This window comes from Gemmatimonadota bacterium, from assembly GCA_026706345.1.
GTDB lineage: Bacteria > JAAXHH01 > JAAXHH01 > JAAXHH01 > JAAXHH01 > JAAXHH01.
The window spans coordinates 62675-77253 of the sequence record JAPOYX010000216.1 but is presented as its reverse complement, the minus strand read 5'-3'; the positions used below and the strand labels follow the sequence as shown (position 1 = coordinate 77253).

12 protein-coding genes and 1 tRNA gene are annotated in these 14579 nt (G+C 63.0%); 7 read left to right on the top strand and 6 right to left on the bottom strand.

The features are described 5' to 3' along the window. Positions 1-21 precede the first annotated feature (21 nt). The 7 genes from OXG98_15400 to OXG98_15370 all read left to right on the top strand — a co-directional run bounded on the left by OXG98_15400 (position 22) and on the right by OXG98_15370 (position 8669). Entirely contained in the window at positions 22-3540 is a 3519-nt protein-coding gene (locus OXG98_15400; protein MCY3773390.1) for a UvrD-helicase domain-containing protein, read from the top strand. Positions 3541-3714: 174 nt separating this feature from the next. Continuing rightward, positions 3715-4254, top strand: a complete 540-nt coding sequence (gene msrA, locus OXG98_15395; GenBank protein ID MCY3773389.1) for a peptide-methionine (S)-S-oxide reductase MsrA — start codon at positions 3715-3717, stop codon at positions 4252-4254. A gap of 120 nt (positions 4255-4374) precedes the next feature. Next, positions 4375-4731, top strand: coding sequence for a spore germination protein GerW family protein (locus tag OXG98_15390; GenBank protein MCY3773388.1), 357 nt, complete (start codon positions 4375-4377; stop codon positions 4729-4731). A gap of 3 nt (positions 4732-4734) precedes the next feature. Beyond that, positions 4735-5388: a DUF2953 domain-containing protein gene (locus OXG98_15385; protein MCY3773387.1), complete on the top strand. Its 654-nt coding sequence runs from the start codon at positions 4735-4737 to the stop codon at positions 5386-5388. Positions 5389-5420: 32 nt separating this feature from the next. Beyond that, positions 5421-7136 carry a dihydroxy-acid dehydratase gene (locus OXG98_15380; protein ID MCY3773386.1) on the top strand — a complete coding sequence of 572 codons (1716 nt, stop codon included), beginning with the start codon at positions 5421-5423 and terminating at the stop codon, positions 7134-7136. A 17-nt stretch (positions 7137-7153) separates the two neighbouring features. Continuing rightward, positions 7154-7834: a phytanoyl-CoA dioxygenase family protein gene (locus OXG98_15375; GenBank protein MCY3773385.1), complete on the top strand. Its 681-nt coding sequence runs from the start codon at positions 7154-7156 to the stop codon at positions 7832-7834. 19 nt (positions 7835-7853) lie between these two features. Next, positions 7854-8669 carry a sugar phosphate isomerase/epimerase gene (locus tag OXG98_15370; protein ID MCY3773384.1) on the top strand — a complete coding sequence of 272 codons (816 nt, stop codon included), beginning with the start codon at positions 7854-7856 and terminating at the stop codon, positions 8667-8669. Between the two features lie 68 nt (positions 8670-8737). Here the strand turns inward: OXG98_15370 and OXG98_15365 are convergent, their stop codons facing one another. From OXG98_15365 to lepA, 6 genes are all read right to left on the bottom strand, one after another. Next, positions 8738-9352, bottom strand: coding sequence for a tetratricopeptide repeat protein (locus OXG98_15365; protein MCY3773383.1), 615 nt, complete (start codon positions 9350-9352; stop codon positions 8738-8740). A 55-nt stretch (positions 9353-9407) separates the two neighbouring features. Further along, positions 9408-9480 (bottom strand) — tRNA-Gly (locus OXG98_15360). A gap of 184 nt (positions 9481-9664) precedes the next feature. Beyond that, complete coding sequence (ddlA, locus tag OXG98_15355; protein MCY3773382.1) at positions 9665-10753, bottom strand: D-alanine--D-alanine ligase; 1089 nt, start codon at positions 10751-10753, stop codon at positions 9665-9667. 42 nt (positions 10754-10795) lie between these two features. Beyond that, positions 10796-11926 (bottom strand): radical SAM family heme chaperone HemW, encoded by a 1131-nt coding sequence (hemW, locus tag OXG98_15350; GenBank protein ID MCY3773381.1) that lies wholly within the window; start codon positions 11924-11926, stop codon positions 10796-10798. Between the two features lie 17 nt (positions 11927-11943). Continuing rightward, positions 11944-12651 (bottom strand): signal peptidase I, encoded by a 708-nt coding sequence (lepB, locus tag OXG98_15345; protein MCY3773380.1) that lies wholly within the window; start codon positions 12649-12651, stop codon positions 11944-11946. 56 nt (positions 12652-12707) lie between these two features. Then, a complete protein-coding gene (lepA, locus tag OXG98_15340; protein MCY3773379.1) occupies positions 12708-14525 on the bottom strand; it encodes a translation elongation factor 4 in 1818 nt (605 codons plus the stop codon). Positions 14526-14579 lie beyond the last annotated feature (54 nt).

Below are 14579 nucleotides of genomic sequence, written 5' to 3'. Positions count from 1 at the left end.
GTCAACGCATAGGGGGACTCCTTGCCCTTCCACGCCGATCTGCATCTCCACTCCCATTACTCCCGGGCGACCAGCAAGAATCTGAACCTGGAGCACCTGTACAAGTGGGCCCAGTTGAAGGGAATCCGCGTGGTGGGTACCGGGGACTTCGTCCATCCTGGCTGGATGGACGAGCTGGAGGAGAAACTGCAACCGGCCGAGGAAGGGTTGTTCCGGCTGAAACCCGATCTCGAAAAGGCGATGACCGACCAGGTGCCGGCTGCCTGCCGGGCGCCGGTCCGATTTATGCTGACGGTCGAGATCTCGAACATCTACAAGCGGCTCGGCGGCGTCCGAAAGGTACACAATATCATTTTTGCGCCGGGATTCGAAGCCGCCAGGTCGCTACAGGCCCGCCTGGGCGCCATCGGCAATATCCGGTCGGACGGTCGGCCCATCCTGGGGCTGGACTCCCGGGACCTGCTGGAGATCACCCTGGAGACCGATCCGATGGCCTGTCTCATCCCGGCACACGTCTGGACGCCCTGGTTTTCCGCCCTGGGTTCCAAGGGGGGATTCGACCGGATATCGGACTGCTACGGCGATCTCACGGAGCATATCTTCGCGGTCGAAACCGGCCTGTCGTCCGACCCGCTCATGAACTGGAGGCTGGAACAGCTCGACCCCTACGTGCTCGTATCGAACTCCGACGCCCATTCGCCCGGGAAGCTGGGCAGGGAAACCACCCTGTTCGATACGTCCTGCGACTATCCCGCGATCTACAGCGCCCTCTCCGATCCGGAAGACACCGGGCTGACGGGGACGGTGGAGTTCTATCCCGAAGAGGGCAAGTATCACTACGACGGACACAGGAAGTGCAGGAGAAGGATGCATCCCCGGGAGACTATTGCCGCGGATGGACGGTGCCCGGAATGCGGCAAGGCCGTGACCGTGGGCGTCATGGCCCGCGTGGAAGAGCTCGCGGACCGGCCCGAAGGGAAAAGACCCGCTCGCGCGCGCCATTTCTTCAGTGTGATTCCCCTCCCCGAGATCATCGGCGAGGCGAAACAGGTCGGCGCCGGATCCAAAACGGTGGACCTGGTCTATCAGGCCATGCTCGCGCGCCTGGGCAGCGAACTCAAGATACTCCTGGACGTTCCCGAAGATGACATCGAACAGGAGGCGGGGCCGTTGATCGCCGAAGGCATTCGACGCATGCGGGTCGGCGAGGTGGATATCCTGCCGGGGTATGACGGAGATTACGGGGTGATCAAGTTGTTTAACCAGGCGGACCGTCTGGGCGGCGATACGCAGATCGCCCTGCTGGACGAACTGCCCGTGGAAGCGAAAGCACCGTCCCGCGAGAACAGGCCGAAAGATACGCCGGAGAGGGAGGAAGCGGCGCCGGAGAGGGAGGAAGAGACGCCGATACGCACCAATGGGACGGTTGAGGTCGCAGATAAACCGCCGGTCCTGTCGGAGTTCGTGGAACCCGCGGCTCCGGCGGCCGCGGCGCCGGAGCCGGAGCCTCACGGAACCCTGTCTTCCGTGGCCGTGCTCGAGGCGCCCGGGACACCGGAAAACGCGGCATCGGATGACGGCCGCCTCAACGAAGACCAACGGAAGGCCGTAAGGCATCGCGAGGGCCATCTCCTTATCGTGGCGGGGCCCGGCACCGGAAAAACCCACACGCTCACCCACCGCATGGCTTACCTGGCGCGGCATGAAACCACACCCGGACGGATGCTGGCCGTGACCTTCACCAACAAGGCCGCCGGCGAAATGAAGACGCGGCTGGAAAGCCTCCTCGACGGCCAGGCCGAGGAGGCCATGGTCGGCACGTTTCACGGGATCTGCCTCGCCCTTATGCGCCAATGGTCGCGCCATACGAGCATCCCGTTCAGCCTGAGCGTGGCGACGCCCGACGACCAGGACCGACTGGCCCGCGCGCAGTGGCCGCGGGACAACGCCGCGCAGCGCAGGCGGCGGCTGGAAGAGGTAGCCCGGTGGAAGGCATCGGATCGAAGCGGTGAAATCCCGGAAGCGGTTTCGGCCTATACCCGCCTCCTGCGCAGACATGGGCTGCTGGACTTCGACGACGTCATCCTGGAGACCACCAAGCTGCTCCGATCGGACGAGCGGTTCCGGAATAGCGTGCACGAGCGGTTCCGCTACGTTTTCGTGGACGAATACCAGGACATCAATCCAGCCCAGCACGCCCTGCTGAAGATCCTGGCGGAAGGTGGCGCGCGAATCACCGCCATTGGTGATCCCAACCAGGCCATATACGGATTTCGCGGAGCGGACATCCGGTATTTCCATTCATTCGCGGACGATTTCCCCGGTGCGCGGGTACAGTACCTCAAGGAGAACTACCGTTCCGCGGCTTCCCTCCTCGACGCCTCGTCGCAGGTCATGGGCGCCTCCAGCCAGTCTACGGCGCCCCCCCTGGTCGCCGCGCTCTACGTCCAGGGGCGCCTCGTCATCAAAGAAACCCGATCGGACAAGGCCGAGGCCGAGTACGTCGTACACCAGATCGAACGACTGGCGGGCGGAACCAGCCTCTTCTCCCAGGACTCGGGCCGCCTGGAAGGCGGGACGGATCCGGACGAGGAACGATCCTTCGGAGACGTCGCCGTACTGTACCGGACGAAGAGCCAGAATACGGCCCTGATAGAGGCCTTCGAACGCAGCGGGATTCCTTACCAGGTCGCTGGCGACACGTCCCTCATCAACCGGCCGGGCGTACAGGAGATGGTCACCCTGCTTCAACTGGGCGACGGACGGACCACGCGGGCCGTCACCACCGCGTCGGCGCTGCGGTGTCTGTCGTCGATGATTGACGGACTGGGAGACCGGACCGTGGAGCTCATCGAAGGTATCTGGAATCAGCGCACGCAGATCACGATCGACCATGTGCGGGACCTGATGGACCGGCCGCGCCTGCTCATGAAGCGATCCAGGGCCGGCGTGGAAGCCCTGTTGGACGACCTGAACGCCATTAACGCCGGCCTGGAGAAAAACACGGCGGCCGACGTATTGAAAAACCTGGCCCGCACTTCCGTCTGGGATAAAATGAAATGGCGCTATCCCAGGGCGGACGACAGTCTGCGCGAGCTGATCCGGTGCGCCCGAATCGAGGCGGATCTGGCGGTCCTGCTCGACAAGCTGCTGCTCAGCCAGGAATACGATGCCTACGGAGAAGTGGCGGAGCATGTGAATCTCATGACCCTTCACGCGGCCAAGGGGCTGGAATTCCCGGTCGTATTCGTCGTGGGCTGCGAGGACGGTCTGGTGCCCCTGCAACAAGGCGGCATGGAGTCCGACGTGGAGGAGGAACGCCGCCTGTTTTACGTGGCCATGACCCGCGCCAGGGAACGGCTTTACCTCGTACGGTCGAAGAAGCGCATGCTGTTCGGCGAGGTGCGCTCGACCCGGCCGTCGCCATTCCTGACCGATATCGAAGAACAGTTGAAGCAGTACGATAAAACGCGTGGACCGGGTCGGCGGCGGAGAAAGGCGAAACCGAGGCCGTCGAAACAAATGGGCCTGTTCGGATAGGATGAGTCCCGGTTGGGAACAGCTGGACGCGCCCGATAGAAAGGAGAGGCCATGTTAAATGCAAAACACACGCTGCTAACCGTGCTGGCCGCTGGACTGTTCGCATTTACCGTATATGCTGTCGCCCATTCGAAGACAGGCCCGGAGCCGCGGTCCGGAGAAACCGGCGAGGCCATGCAGACCGATCAGAGCGGCGATTACGCGCTGGCTACTTTCGCCGGCGGCTGTTTCTGGTGCATGGAACCGCCCTATGACGAACTGGACGGTGTCGTTTCCACCATCGTGGGGTACATCGGCGGTCACGTGCGCAATCCGAGCTACGGCGAAGTATCCGCCGGCGGCACCGGTCATACGGAGGCCATGGAAGTCCGTTACGATCCGGCGAAGATCACGTACCAGGAACTGCTGGACGTATTCTGGATGAACATCGATCCCACGGTGGACGACCGCCAGTTCTGCGACAAGGGCAGCCAGTACCGCGCGGGGATTTTCTATCACAACGCCGAACAGAAAGCGCTGGCCGAGGCCTCGAAACAGAAATGGATCGATTCCGGCCGTTTCGCTCGCGTGGTGACCGAGGTTACCCCGGCTTCCGTGTTCTACAAGGCGGAAGAATACCACCAGGACTATTACATCAAGAATCCGTTGCGGTACAAGTTCTACCGGTACAACTGCGGCCGGGACCGCCGCCTGGAAGAGTTGTGGGGCGACTGACGGCCGCCGCATGCGCGTATGCGCGCGGAAGGGGAGTGTCGCGGCGGCGTCTCGGCTGTACGCCGCGTCAACCTGGTTCCCTGGACGACCGGGACCGCATGAACAAATGGGAGAACATGCATGGCAGATCTGGAAAATCTGGTCAAAACCACCCTGGGCGAGCTCAGGGAAATGGCCAAGGCGCAGTCCGTCGTGGGCGACCCGGTGGAGGTTGATAATACGACTGTCATCCCGCTGGTGAAAACCGGATTCGGATTCGGCGGCGGCGGGGCCCAGGACAAAGACGGCGGACGCAGCGGCACCGGCGGCGGCGGGGGTGTGCAACCTGTCGCCGTCCTGGTCGTCAAGGATGGCGACGTCCGCCTGGAACGCATGTCGGGCCAGTCAGGCGTATCCTCGGCCGCACACACCGTGGCCGACCTGATGAAGTCCGTACTGGACCGATTCACGAAGCCGGGCGAACGTAAAGAAAGCTGAGCCGTGGCCCCGAATTTCGAACCGGTACTCATCATACCTGCCGCGTGTGTGCTCGCGGTCCTGTTTCTGCTTGCTTCGCCCGTGACGATCTCCTTCTCGATCGTTCGGCGGGAAGCATTCTCCGCCAGAATCACGATCGGTTGGCTGTTCGGACTGCTCCGTTTCACGCCTTCCATGGCGGGAGACGGTGAGCGTACGAAAAGGAGAAGAAGGCGGAGAAGGAGGCCGGCCACGGCGGCGCCTGAACCGGACGATTCGTCCGGGGAAGCGCCGCGCAAGGCATCGCGTGCCCCGGCGAAACGGTTCCGCAAGTTGCTGAAGAGCAAGGGATTTATCCGGGGCGTGTTGAGGTTCCTGCGAGACATGACGAGGTGCGTGCATTTCGTGTCTTTGCGTGTCGCCGGCCGCATCGGGCTGGACAATCCCTGTGACACCGGGCGCCTCTGGGGAAGTATCTGCGCAGCCACCGGATTCCTTCAAGGCGCGAAGCGCGTCAGGTTTCTCGTCGAACCCGAATTCAATGAAGCCGTATTCGAACTGGACGGCCAGGGCGAGGTCCGCATCGTGCCCGTGACCCTACTCTTACCCACCGTCCGGTTCGTCCTTTCCCCTTCCACGCTTCGCGCGGCATGGGCCGCGTCCCGGCGTCAGGGATAATTCCAGCATCTGATTCGTCTCCAGGAGCATTCATGTCATCACCCCTTCGCAGTGCCCAGTGGTTCGGTCCCAAAGACAAAGTGGGATTCATTCATCGAAGCTGGATGAAGAACCAGGGGCTTCCGGATCACGTCTTCGACGGCCGGCCCGTCATCGGCATCTGCAACACCTGGTCGGAACTGACGCCGTGCAACGCCCATTTCCGGATCATCTCGGAACGGGTCCGCCGCGGCGTGTACGAGGCCGGCGGATTCCCGGTGGAATTCCCCGTCATGTCCCTGGGCGAGCCGCTCATGCGGCCTACGACCATGCTGTTTCGCAACCTGGTCAGCATGGACGTGGAAGAGACCATTCGCGCCAATCCGCTCGACGGAGTCATATTGCTCGTGGGATGCGACAAGACGACCCCGGCCCTGCTCATGGGCGCGGCGAGCTGCGATCTGCCCACCCTGGCCATATCGGGCGGCCCCATGCTCAACGGCCGGTTCAGGGGACGGAATATCGGGTCCGGGACGGACGTGTACAAGTTCAGTGACGAGGTGCGGGCCGGGACGATGAGCGAAGAGGAGTTTCTCGAGGCGGAATCCTGCATGAATCGGTCCACGGGCCACTGCATGACCATGGGTACGGCCTCCACCATGGCCAGCGTCGTCGAAGCGCTGGGCCTGGGCATGCCCGGCAACGCCGCCATACCCGCGGCCGACGCCCGGCGGATGAAGCTGGCCCACGAGGCGGGCGCAAGGGCGGTGGAACTGGTTCGCGAGAACCTGCGCATGTCCCACATCGTCACGCGCAATGCCCTGGAGAACGCCATCCGGGTGGTCGGGGCCATCGGCGGCTCCACCAATTCGGTCGTGCACCTGCTGGCCATCGCGGGCCGCCTCGGCGTAGATCTCTCCCTCCAGGACTGGGACCGCCTGGGCTGCGACATCCCGTGTATCGTGAACCTGATGCCGTCGGGGCAGTACCTGATGGAGGATTTCTACTACGCGGGCGGACTGCCGGCCGTGGTCCGCGAGTTGGGCGACCTGATTCATCGGGACGCCATGACCGTGAACGGCAGGACCATCGGTGAAAACACGGCCGACGCGCCCTGCCACGACCGGGAGGTCATCCGTACCCTGGACGCCCCGCTGACCCCGACCGGCGGACTCGCCGTACTCAAAGGCAACCTGTGTCCCGACGGCGCCATCATCAAGCCCTCGGCGGCATCGCCCGAACTGATGCGGCACCGTGGCCGCGCCGTGGTGTTCGAAGACATCGAGGACCTCCACGGTCGCATCGACGATCCCGACCTGGACGTGGACGCGGACAGCGTCCTCGTGCTGAAAAACTGCGGGCCGAAAGGATATCCGGGCATGGCCGAGGTGGGGAATATGCCGCTGCCGTCGAAACTGCTGCAACGGGGCGTCACGGACATGGTGCGCATATCCGACGCGCGCATGAGCGGCACGGCCTACGGAACCGTCGTGCTCCATACGGCGCCGGAGGCCGCGGCGGGCGGCACGCTGGCCCTCGTTCAGGATGGCGACATGATAGAGCTGGACGTCGGTGAGCGCCGCCTTGAACTCGATGTGCCCGAAGATGAACTGGCCCGGAGACGAGCCCGCTGGATACCGCCTGAACCGGCGACAGACCGGGGATACTGCCGGTTGTACGTGGACCACGTGCTGCAGGCCGACCGGGGCGTGGACTTCGATTTCCTGGTCGGCGGTAGCGGCGCGCCGGTCGCACGGGATTCACACTAGCTCGGCGGGAGGCAGGAATGGGTAAGGCGCCGGACGAGGCTCTTTCATCCTTCGCTGAGAACGGTTTTCTCCTCGTCGAATCCGTTTTCGCGGCGGAGGAAATGGCGGTATGCAAGACCGAGGCGAAGGAACTGGTGGAAAATCAATCGGGGCCGTCGGGTGTACACGTGTGGATGTGCGACGCCATTCCGCCCCGCTTCGAATCGATTTCCTGCGACTCCCGGATGACGGCCATCCTGCGGCCGCTGATCGGCCCCCGCATCGAATTCCTCAGCGCGAAACCCGTATTCAAGTCTCCCACGGTCCACTTCGCCTCGCCCTGGCACCAGGACCAGGCGTACTGGGGCGGCGCGACCAAGTACTCCGCATGGATCGCCCTGGAGGACGCGACGCCTGAAAACGGGTGCCTGAGGGTCATTCCCGGTTCCCATCGGCAGGCGCGGGATCATGCGTCGGTGCGGGATGCAAGGGGGTTCGCCAACCGCGTTTCCGACGACGATCTCAAGGGCGAGCCGATGATGGACGTGAAAATGAAATGCGGGGATGTGCTGGTGTTTCACGACCGGCTGCTGCACAGTTCCCATCCGAACCGGTCCGGCCGGGACCGATGGTGTTTCATTCCCACCTATCGAAACGCGGATGTGCCCGACGCTTCGACGGTCTGGGCCACCGCCAAACTCATCGACGAAGCGGTTTGACCATGAATAAGGAGACGAAATGAAAATCGCCCTGCAGGAAGCCCTGCTCCCAGGCGGCACGCTCGACGAAAAACTCGATTTCGCCGAATCACTGCACGTCGAAGGGCTCGAGATATCCGGGCGGGGTCCGGCCCGGCGGATCGACGAACTGGAATCCGCGCTGAGTAACCGCACCATACGGCTGGTTTCGCTGTGCGGCCAGGGCACCTTCGATTTCCTGGATCCCGATCTGGACAAGAGGAACCACAGCATCGCCGAGGCAAAGGAGAACTTGGCGGTATGCGGGCACTTCGGGGCCGTCGGCCTGATCCTGCCGCCCATATTCGGACCGCCGCGCATCCCGGATCTTACGCCGCTGGCCGACGCGATCACCCTGGAGATGCAACTATTGACGGAGATCGTCCGGGACCTGGCGGAGTCCGCCGCGGAGCAGAACACGAAGGTTTTGCTGGAACCGTTGAACCGTTACGAGGAGCACCTGCTGAGACAGCAGGAACGAGGGATCGAAATCATCAAGCGGGCCGGCGACCCGCCGTCCGCCAGCCTGCTGTGCGACTTCTTCCACATGCACATCGAGGAGACGGACACGCCGGCCACGCTCCGGAGAGCGGGACGGCGGTACGTGGGTCACGTGCACATGGCCGACAACACCCGCCAGGAGCCTGGCTCCGGGGACATCGACTGGAAGGCGGGACTGTCCGCCCTCCGGGACATCGGATTCGACGGGTACCTGGCCTATGAATGCGGCATTACGGGAGACAGCGACGCGGAGCGGCGGGAAACCCTGCGAAGTTCCGTAAACTTCATCCAGGGTATAATCGGAGATTTATCCTGACTCGACCGGCCGGATTGACGGGGCTGCCGACGTATCCAGGCTCATCCTGGCGGCAACCTCCGTCACGGTCACGGCAGGATGATGTCCCGGTTCTCGAAACGCAGCCGCATCAGGAATTCGGAACCGAGGGTCTTCCAGATACGCGAGACCGAGGCCCGGGCCTCGAGATGAAGAGGGTCCAGGGAGACCGCCTCCATGTAGGCGTCGTGGGCCTCTTCCAGTTTATTCAGCTTCTCCAGGGTGCGGCCCAGATCGAAGTAGCTTTCAACGGCCCATAACCGGTCTCTGTCCCGGGAGATCGCCTCCCGGAATTCGATTACCGCCGCTTCATACTGCCCGGCGGCGGCGTACAGGCGGGCGGCCATCAACCAGGAGGGTACGTAGTCGGCGTCCCGTACCCTCGCCATGTGCACATACCGGATCGCCTCCTTCACGTCGCCCCGTTCGAAGAACAGACGACTCATCCCCACGTAGGCCGGCGCATAGCCGCTATCGAGCCGGATCGTCCTGCGCAACGCCGTTTCCGCCTCGTCATGGGCGCCGGATTCCAGCAGATGGAGCGCCCGCGCATACTCGGCCTCGGGCGTATTGAGCGAATCCGAAAACTGCATGGTCTTCGCACCGCATCGGGCGAATACCAGGGCCGCGATGACCAGTCCCAGGCAAACCGCCGATCGTCGCACGGGAACCTCCTCATAAGAAAACGCCCCGCGGATGGACTAAACCGCAGGGCTGCCAGGCGGGAAACGGGGCTCGAACCCGCGACCCTCAGCTTGGGAAGCTGATGCTCTGCCAACTGAGCTATTCCCGCGGGATAAGCGGAAACCGGGACGGCCGCCGCTTACCGTATTCTATCCCGGCAACCCGCGCGATGTCAAGCGAAATCTGGTACGGTCCGTACCCCGGGTACCCGTCCCGGCTCGGCCGGACCGGGCTCGGCCAGGCTTGACCCTGCCAGACAACGCCAGTCCAGGCCAGGCCGCCCGATGCACCCGTTACGTTTCGAGCGATTTTTCTTCATCGAATCTCTCCAGCGCGAGCTGGATCAACCGGTCGATCAGGTCGCCGTAGGATACTCCGGCGACCTCCCATAGCTTGGGAAACATGCTGATCCGGGTGAAACCGGGAATGGTATTGAGCTCGTTTACCAGGACTGCACCGTCTTCCTTAAGGAAAAAATCGACCCGGGACATGCCTTCGCAGGCCAGCACCCGGTGGACTTCCACGGCAGTCGCCCGGATCCGCTCCGTCAGATCGGGCGGCAGCGCGGCCGGTATCTCCAGCTCGGCGCCGTGCTCGTCGATATACTTCGCCTCGTAGGAGTAAAACTCGTGGGTGGGCCGGACTTCACCCAGGCCGGATGCTTCGGGCCGGGCGTTTCCCAACACCGCGCATTCGATTTCCCGGCCGTTTACGTATTCCTCTACCAGGATCTTCCGGTCGTATCGGAAGGCTTCCCGGACGCCCGATTCGAATTCCCCGGCATCATGCGCCTTGGTGATGCCGACGGATGAGCCCAGGTTCGCGGGCTTGATGAAACAAGGCAGGCCCAGGCGGCCACGCACTTCATCGAATGCGATTCGGTCCCGGTCGGAAGATGCAAACGTCATGTAATCGGGGATGGCGATGCCGGCCTCCCGCAACAGGCGCTTCATCACGTCCTTGTCCATGGATACCGCCGAACCCAGGACGCCGGAACCTACGAAGGGCAGATTGGCCAGCTTCAGGAGGCCCTGAACCGTGCCGTCCTCGCCGAAGGGTCCATGGAGAACGGGGAAGATGACGTCGATGTTTCCGGCGGGCCGGTGCGTCGTCCGGGTCGCCACCTGGTCGGCGGGCGCCCCGGGAGCGAGGGTCACGGTTTCACTCAGGCGGTTCAGGGCGATCAGCTTCGGATCGTGGGCGTTGAGCAGGAATTCCGCCGAATCGCCCAGATGCCACTGTCCGGTTCGGTCGATTCCGATAAGGACCACTTCGTACCGGTCCCGGTCGATGGCGTCGACGATGTTCCGGGCCGACTGAAGCGAGACCTGGTGTTCCGCCGACCTGCCCCCGCACAGGACCCCTACCCTGATTTTCTTCATGATGCCGTCTCTTTCGGTTTGCGCACCGGCCTGCCGGTCCGGCTACATGAGGTACGCGCAGACGCTGTCCGCCAGGGCCAGCCCCTTTCGGGTCAGGCGAATCCGTGATCCGCGCTCCGCCAGCAGCCCCTCCTCGGCCAGGGTATGGATTGCCGGGGCCCGTTTGCCCATGGCGTCCTCCCCGAATCGGTCTCGAAAAGCCCGGGAGTCCATACCCTCGACGGATCTCAGGCCCAGCAGGATATACTCGTGTATACGTTCTTCCACCGTGAGCGTTTCATCCAGGTCAACGGCCTCGCCCCGCTCGTCCATGGCCGACAGGTAATCGGCGAGGCCACGCGTGTTGGCCAGTCTCCGTCCGGCCAGGTGCGAGTGGGCGGACGGCCCCAGCCCCAGGTAGTCGCCGCCGTTCCAGCAGGAAACGTTATGCCTGCATGCGAAGCCGGGTTTCGACAGGTTGGAGACTTCGTAGTGCCGGTAACCCGCGGCGGCCAGCCGGTCAAGCGCCTGGTAATAGCAGGCCACGTGACGCGCTTCACCCGGCAGGTCCAGCAGCCCCTCCTCCTTCATCCGGGCGAAATCCGTTCCCGGTTCGATCGTCAGCCCGTAAACCGACACGTGCTCCGGGTCCAGGGAAACCGCGCGTTCCAGTGTGTCCGCCCAGTCCGCCGCCTGGCCGGGCACCCCGAACATCAGATCGAGATTGACGTTCTCGAAACCGGCTTCTCTTGCGAGCACGATTGCCGTCACGGCCTGGTCCGCCGTATGACGACGCCCGAGTCGTCGCAGGATGTCATCGGAAAAGGACTGAACGCCGATGCTGAGCCGGTTGGCGCCCAAGTCTCGAAGCCGCTGCAGTTTGGTGGTTCTGACTGTCTCCGGATTCGCTTCTACCGTGATTTCGGCGTCAGAGTCGACGCGGAAGAACGCGTGGATCATCCCGAAGACGCGGTCCAGCTGACGATCCGTGAGGCAGGTGGGGGTGCCGCCCCCCAGGAAGACCGTGTCGACGATGGTGTCCGGCCAGGGCGATTCGCGGACACGGCGTTCAGCCTCGGCTTCCAGGGCCGCCAGCAACCGGTCTACCCGGCCGTCTTTAAGCAGCTCGAAGGAAAAGTCGCAATACGGGCAGGCGTGGGTGCAGAAGGGAATATGAATATAGAGACCGGCCAAAGTGTATGCGTCCCGACCTACATGACGATTCTGCCGATGCGATTCCAGCGGACGCGCCAGGGAACGTGGACGATGTTGTAACCCAGCACGTAGACCAGGGAGGCGACGCTCTCCAGGGGCCTGGACGACTGCCACACCAGTTCAGGGTCTTCCCGGTGCCGTTCCCAGGACCAGTAGATGATGAAGGCGTTGCCCACGACATCCCTCGTGTCTACGAATCCCCAGTATCTGCTGTCCGAACTGTAGTCCCGGTTGTCCCCCATGACGAACAGGGTGCCCGCCGGAACGATCTTGGGGCCCCAGTTGTCCCGCGTGCTTCGCGGGGCCGCCCTTACCGTCGGATCATCGAACTTGACGTGCGGCGGATTTTCCACCAGTACATCGTCGACGTATACGTTTTTGTCTCGGATCTCCACCTTCTGCCCGGCGACGGCGATACACCGCTTGATGAACATCTGCGCAGGGTTGCGGGGATAAGGAAACACCAGGATATCGCCGGGTTCCGGATCGCGCCAGGCGGGCAGACGTATATCCGTGAAAGGAATGCCGGGGCCGTAGACGAATTTGTTGACCAGCAGGAAGTCACCCACCTGCAGGGTGGCTTCCATGGATTCCGACGGAATGCGGAAAGCCTGAACAACCTCCGCACGGATGACGAGAAAGAGAAGCACGGTGAACAGCACGATTTCCACGTACTCTCGAAGCAGAGACTTTTTTTTCGCCAAGGATGGATATCCTCCGAGGTGGTGAGCCGTCCGGCATGAAAACCGGTCTCTGGCGTCTATCCTCCGACGGCCGCGCCTTCGCCCCGGATATCAAGTACAGCCAGAAAGGCTTCCTGCGGCAATTCGACGTTCCCGACCTGCTTCATGCGCCGTTTGCCCTCCTTCTGCCGTTCCAGGAGTTTGCGTTTCCGGGTAATGTCGCCTCCGTAGCACTTGGCCGTGACGTTCTTGCGCAGAGGACGGATCGATTCACGCGCGATGACCCTGCCGCCGATGGCGGCCTGGACGGCGACCTCGAACATCTGCCGCGGTATGATCTTGCGCAGCCGCTGGCACAGTTCGCGGCCCCACTCATAGGCCTTGTCCTTGTGGATGATAATAGAAAGGGCATCCACCAGGTCGCCGTTGAGAAGCAGGTTCAGCCTGACCAGGGGCGAGGCGCGGTATTCCAGGAAGTCGTAGTCGAAAGAAGCATACCCGCGGCTGATCGACTTCAACCTGTCGTAGAAATCGAAGACGATCTCCGACAGCGGCAGTTCGTACTGCAGGGAGACCCGGGTCGTGTCGAGGTACTCCATGGATTTGTAAACGCCCCGCCGGTCCCGGGTCAGCTTCATGATATTGCCGATGTAATCCGTCGGCACCACGATCTGCGCCTGTATGAACGGCTCTTCCACGCAGGCGATGAGCGAGGCGTCCGGCATATCGGCCGGGTTGTCCACTCTGAGCACCTCGCCCGCGGTGGTCCTGATCCGGTACTCCACGCTCGGCATGGTGGCCAGGATCGTAAGTCCGTACTCCCGCTCGAGGCGCTCCTGTACGACCTCCATGTGCAGGAGTCCCAGGAAACCGCAGCGAAAACCGAATCCGAGCGCTACCGAGGTTTCGGGTTCGTATACCAGGGCGGCGTCGTTCAACTGGTATTTTTCCAGGGCCTCCTTGAGCGGCTCGTAATCTTCCGACGTCGCCGGATAGAGCCCGCTGAACACCATGGACTTGGCCTCCCGGTAACCGGGCAGCGGTTCGTCGCAGGGCCGGGCGGCATCGGTGACGGTGTCGCCCACGCTGGCGTCGGCCACGTTTCGGATGTTCCCGATCAGATAGCCGACCTCCCCGGCCGTGAGCGCGTCCACGGGCGCCTTGTCAAAACGAAGTACCCCGGTCTCCGCGACTTCGAATCGCTTGCCGTTGGAACACATGACGATGTCCATGCCCGGCCTTATTTCGCCGCTCATGACGCGCACGTAAGGCACGGCGCCGCGGTACTGATCGAATATCGAGTCGAAGATGAGGGCCCGCAACGGACTGTCGTCGGGTTCAGGGGGCGGGATGCGGTCCAGGATGGCCTGCAGCACCTCCTCGACCCCGATGCCGTCCCTGGCGCTGGCCAGTATGACGTCGTCGGGCTCGACGCCCAGAAGATCCACGATTTGTCCCGTAACGACGTCGACCCGGGCGTTTGGAAGATCGATCTTGTTGATCACGGGGATAATGGTCAGGTCGTTTTCCAGGGCCAGGTAGAGATTGCTGATCGTCTGCGCCTCGATGCCCTGGACCGCGTCGACGATCAGAAGCGCGCCCTCGCAGGCGGCGAGGCTGCGGGATACCTCGTAGGAGAAATCGACATGACCGGGCGTATCGATCAGGTTCAGGGTGTAAGCCTGCCCGTCCGGCGACTCGTAAGACATGCGGATCGCGTGCGCCTTGATCGTGATGCCCCGTTCCCGCTCCAGGTCGAGGTTGTCCAGCATCTGGGCGCGCATCTTCAAGGGGGACACGGTACCCGTCATCTCCAGCAGGCGATCCGCCAGCGTCGATTTGCCGTGGTCGATATGCGCGATAATGGAGAAGTTGCGAATAGGTGCAGTGGACATGGAATCCCCGTGTGGCCGCCCGGAAAACCGGAAAGCCGCCTTAATGGAAATCGT

What these genes read in the sequence shown, in the direction of transcription:
- msrA (MCY3773389.1), top strand. Translation starts at nt 3,715, where the DNA reads ATGCAGACCGATCAGAGCGGCGATTACGCGCTGGCTACTTTCGCCGGC.
- ddlA (MCY3773382.1), bottom strand. Translation starts at nt 10,753, where the DNA reads ATGAAGAAAATCAGGGTAGGGGTCCTGTGCGGGGGCAGGTCGGCGGAA.
- OXG98_15370 (MCY3773384.1), top strand. Translation starts at nt 7,854, where the DNA reads ATGAAAATCGCCCTGCAGGAAGCCCTGCTCCCAGGCGGCACGCTCGAC.
- OXG98_15375 (MCY3773385.1), top strand. Translation starts at nt 7,154, where the DNA reads ATGGGTAAGGCGCCGGACGAGGCTCTTTCATCCTTCGCTGAGAACGGT.
- OXG98_15390 (MCY3773388.1), top strand. Translation starts at nt 4,375, where the DNA reads ATGGCAGATCTGGAAAATCTGGTCAAAACCACCCTGGGCGAGCTCAGG.
- OXG98_15380 (MCY3773386.1), top strand. Translation starts at nt 5,421, where the DNA reads ATGTCATCACCCCTTCGCAGTGCCCAGTGGTTCGGTCCCAAAGACAAA.
- lepA (MCY3773379.1), bottom strand. Translation starts at nt 14,525, where the DNA reads ATGTCCACTGCACCTATTCGCAACTTCTCCATTATCGCGCATATCGAC.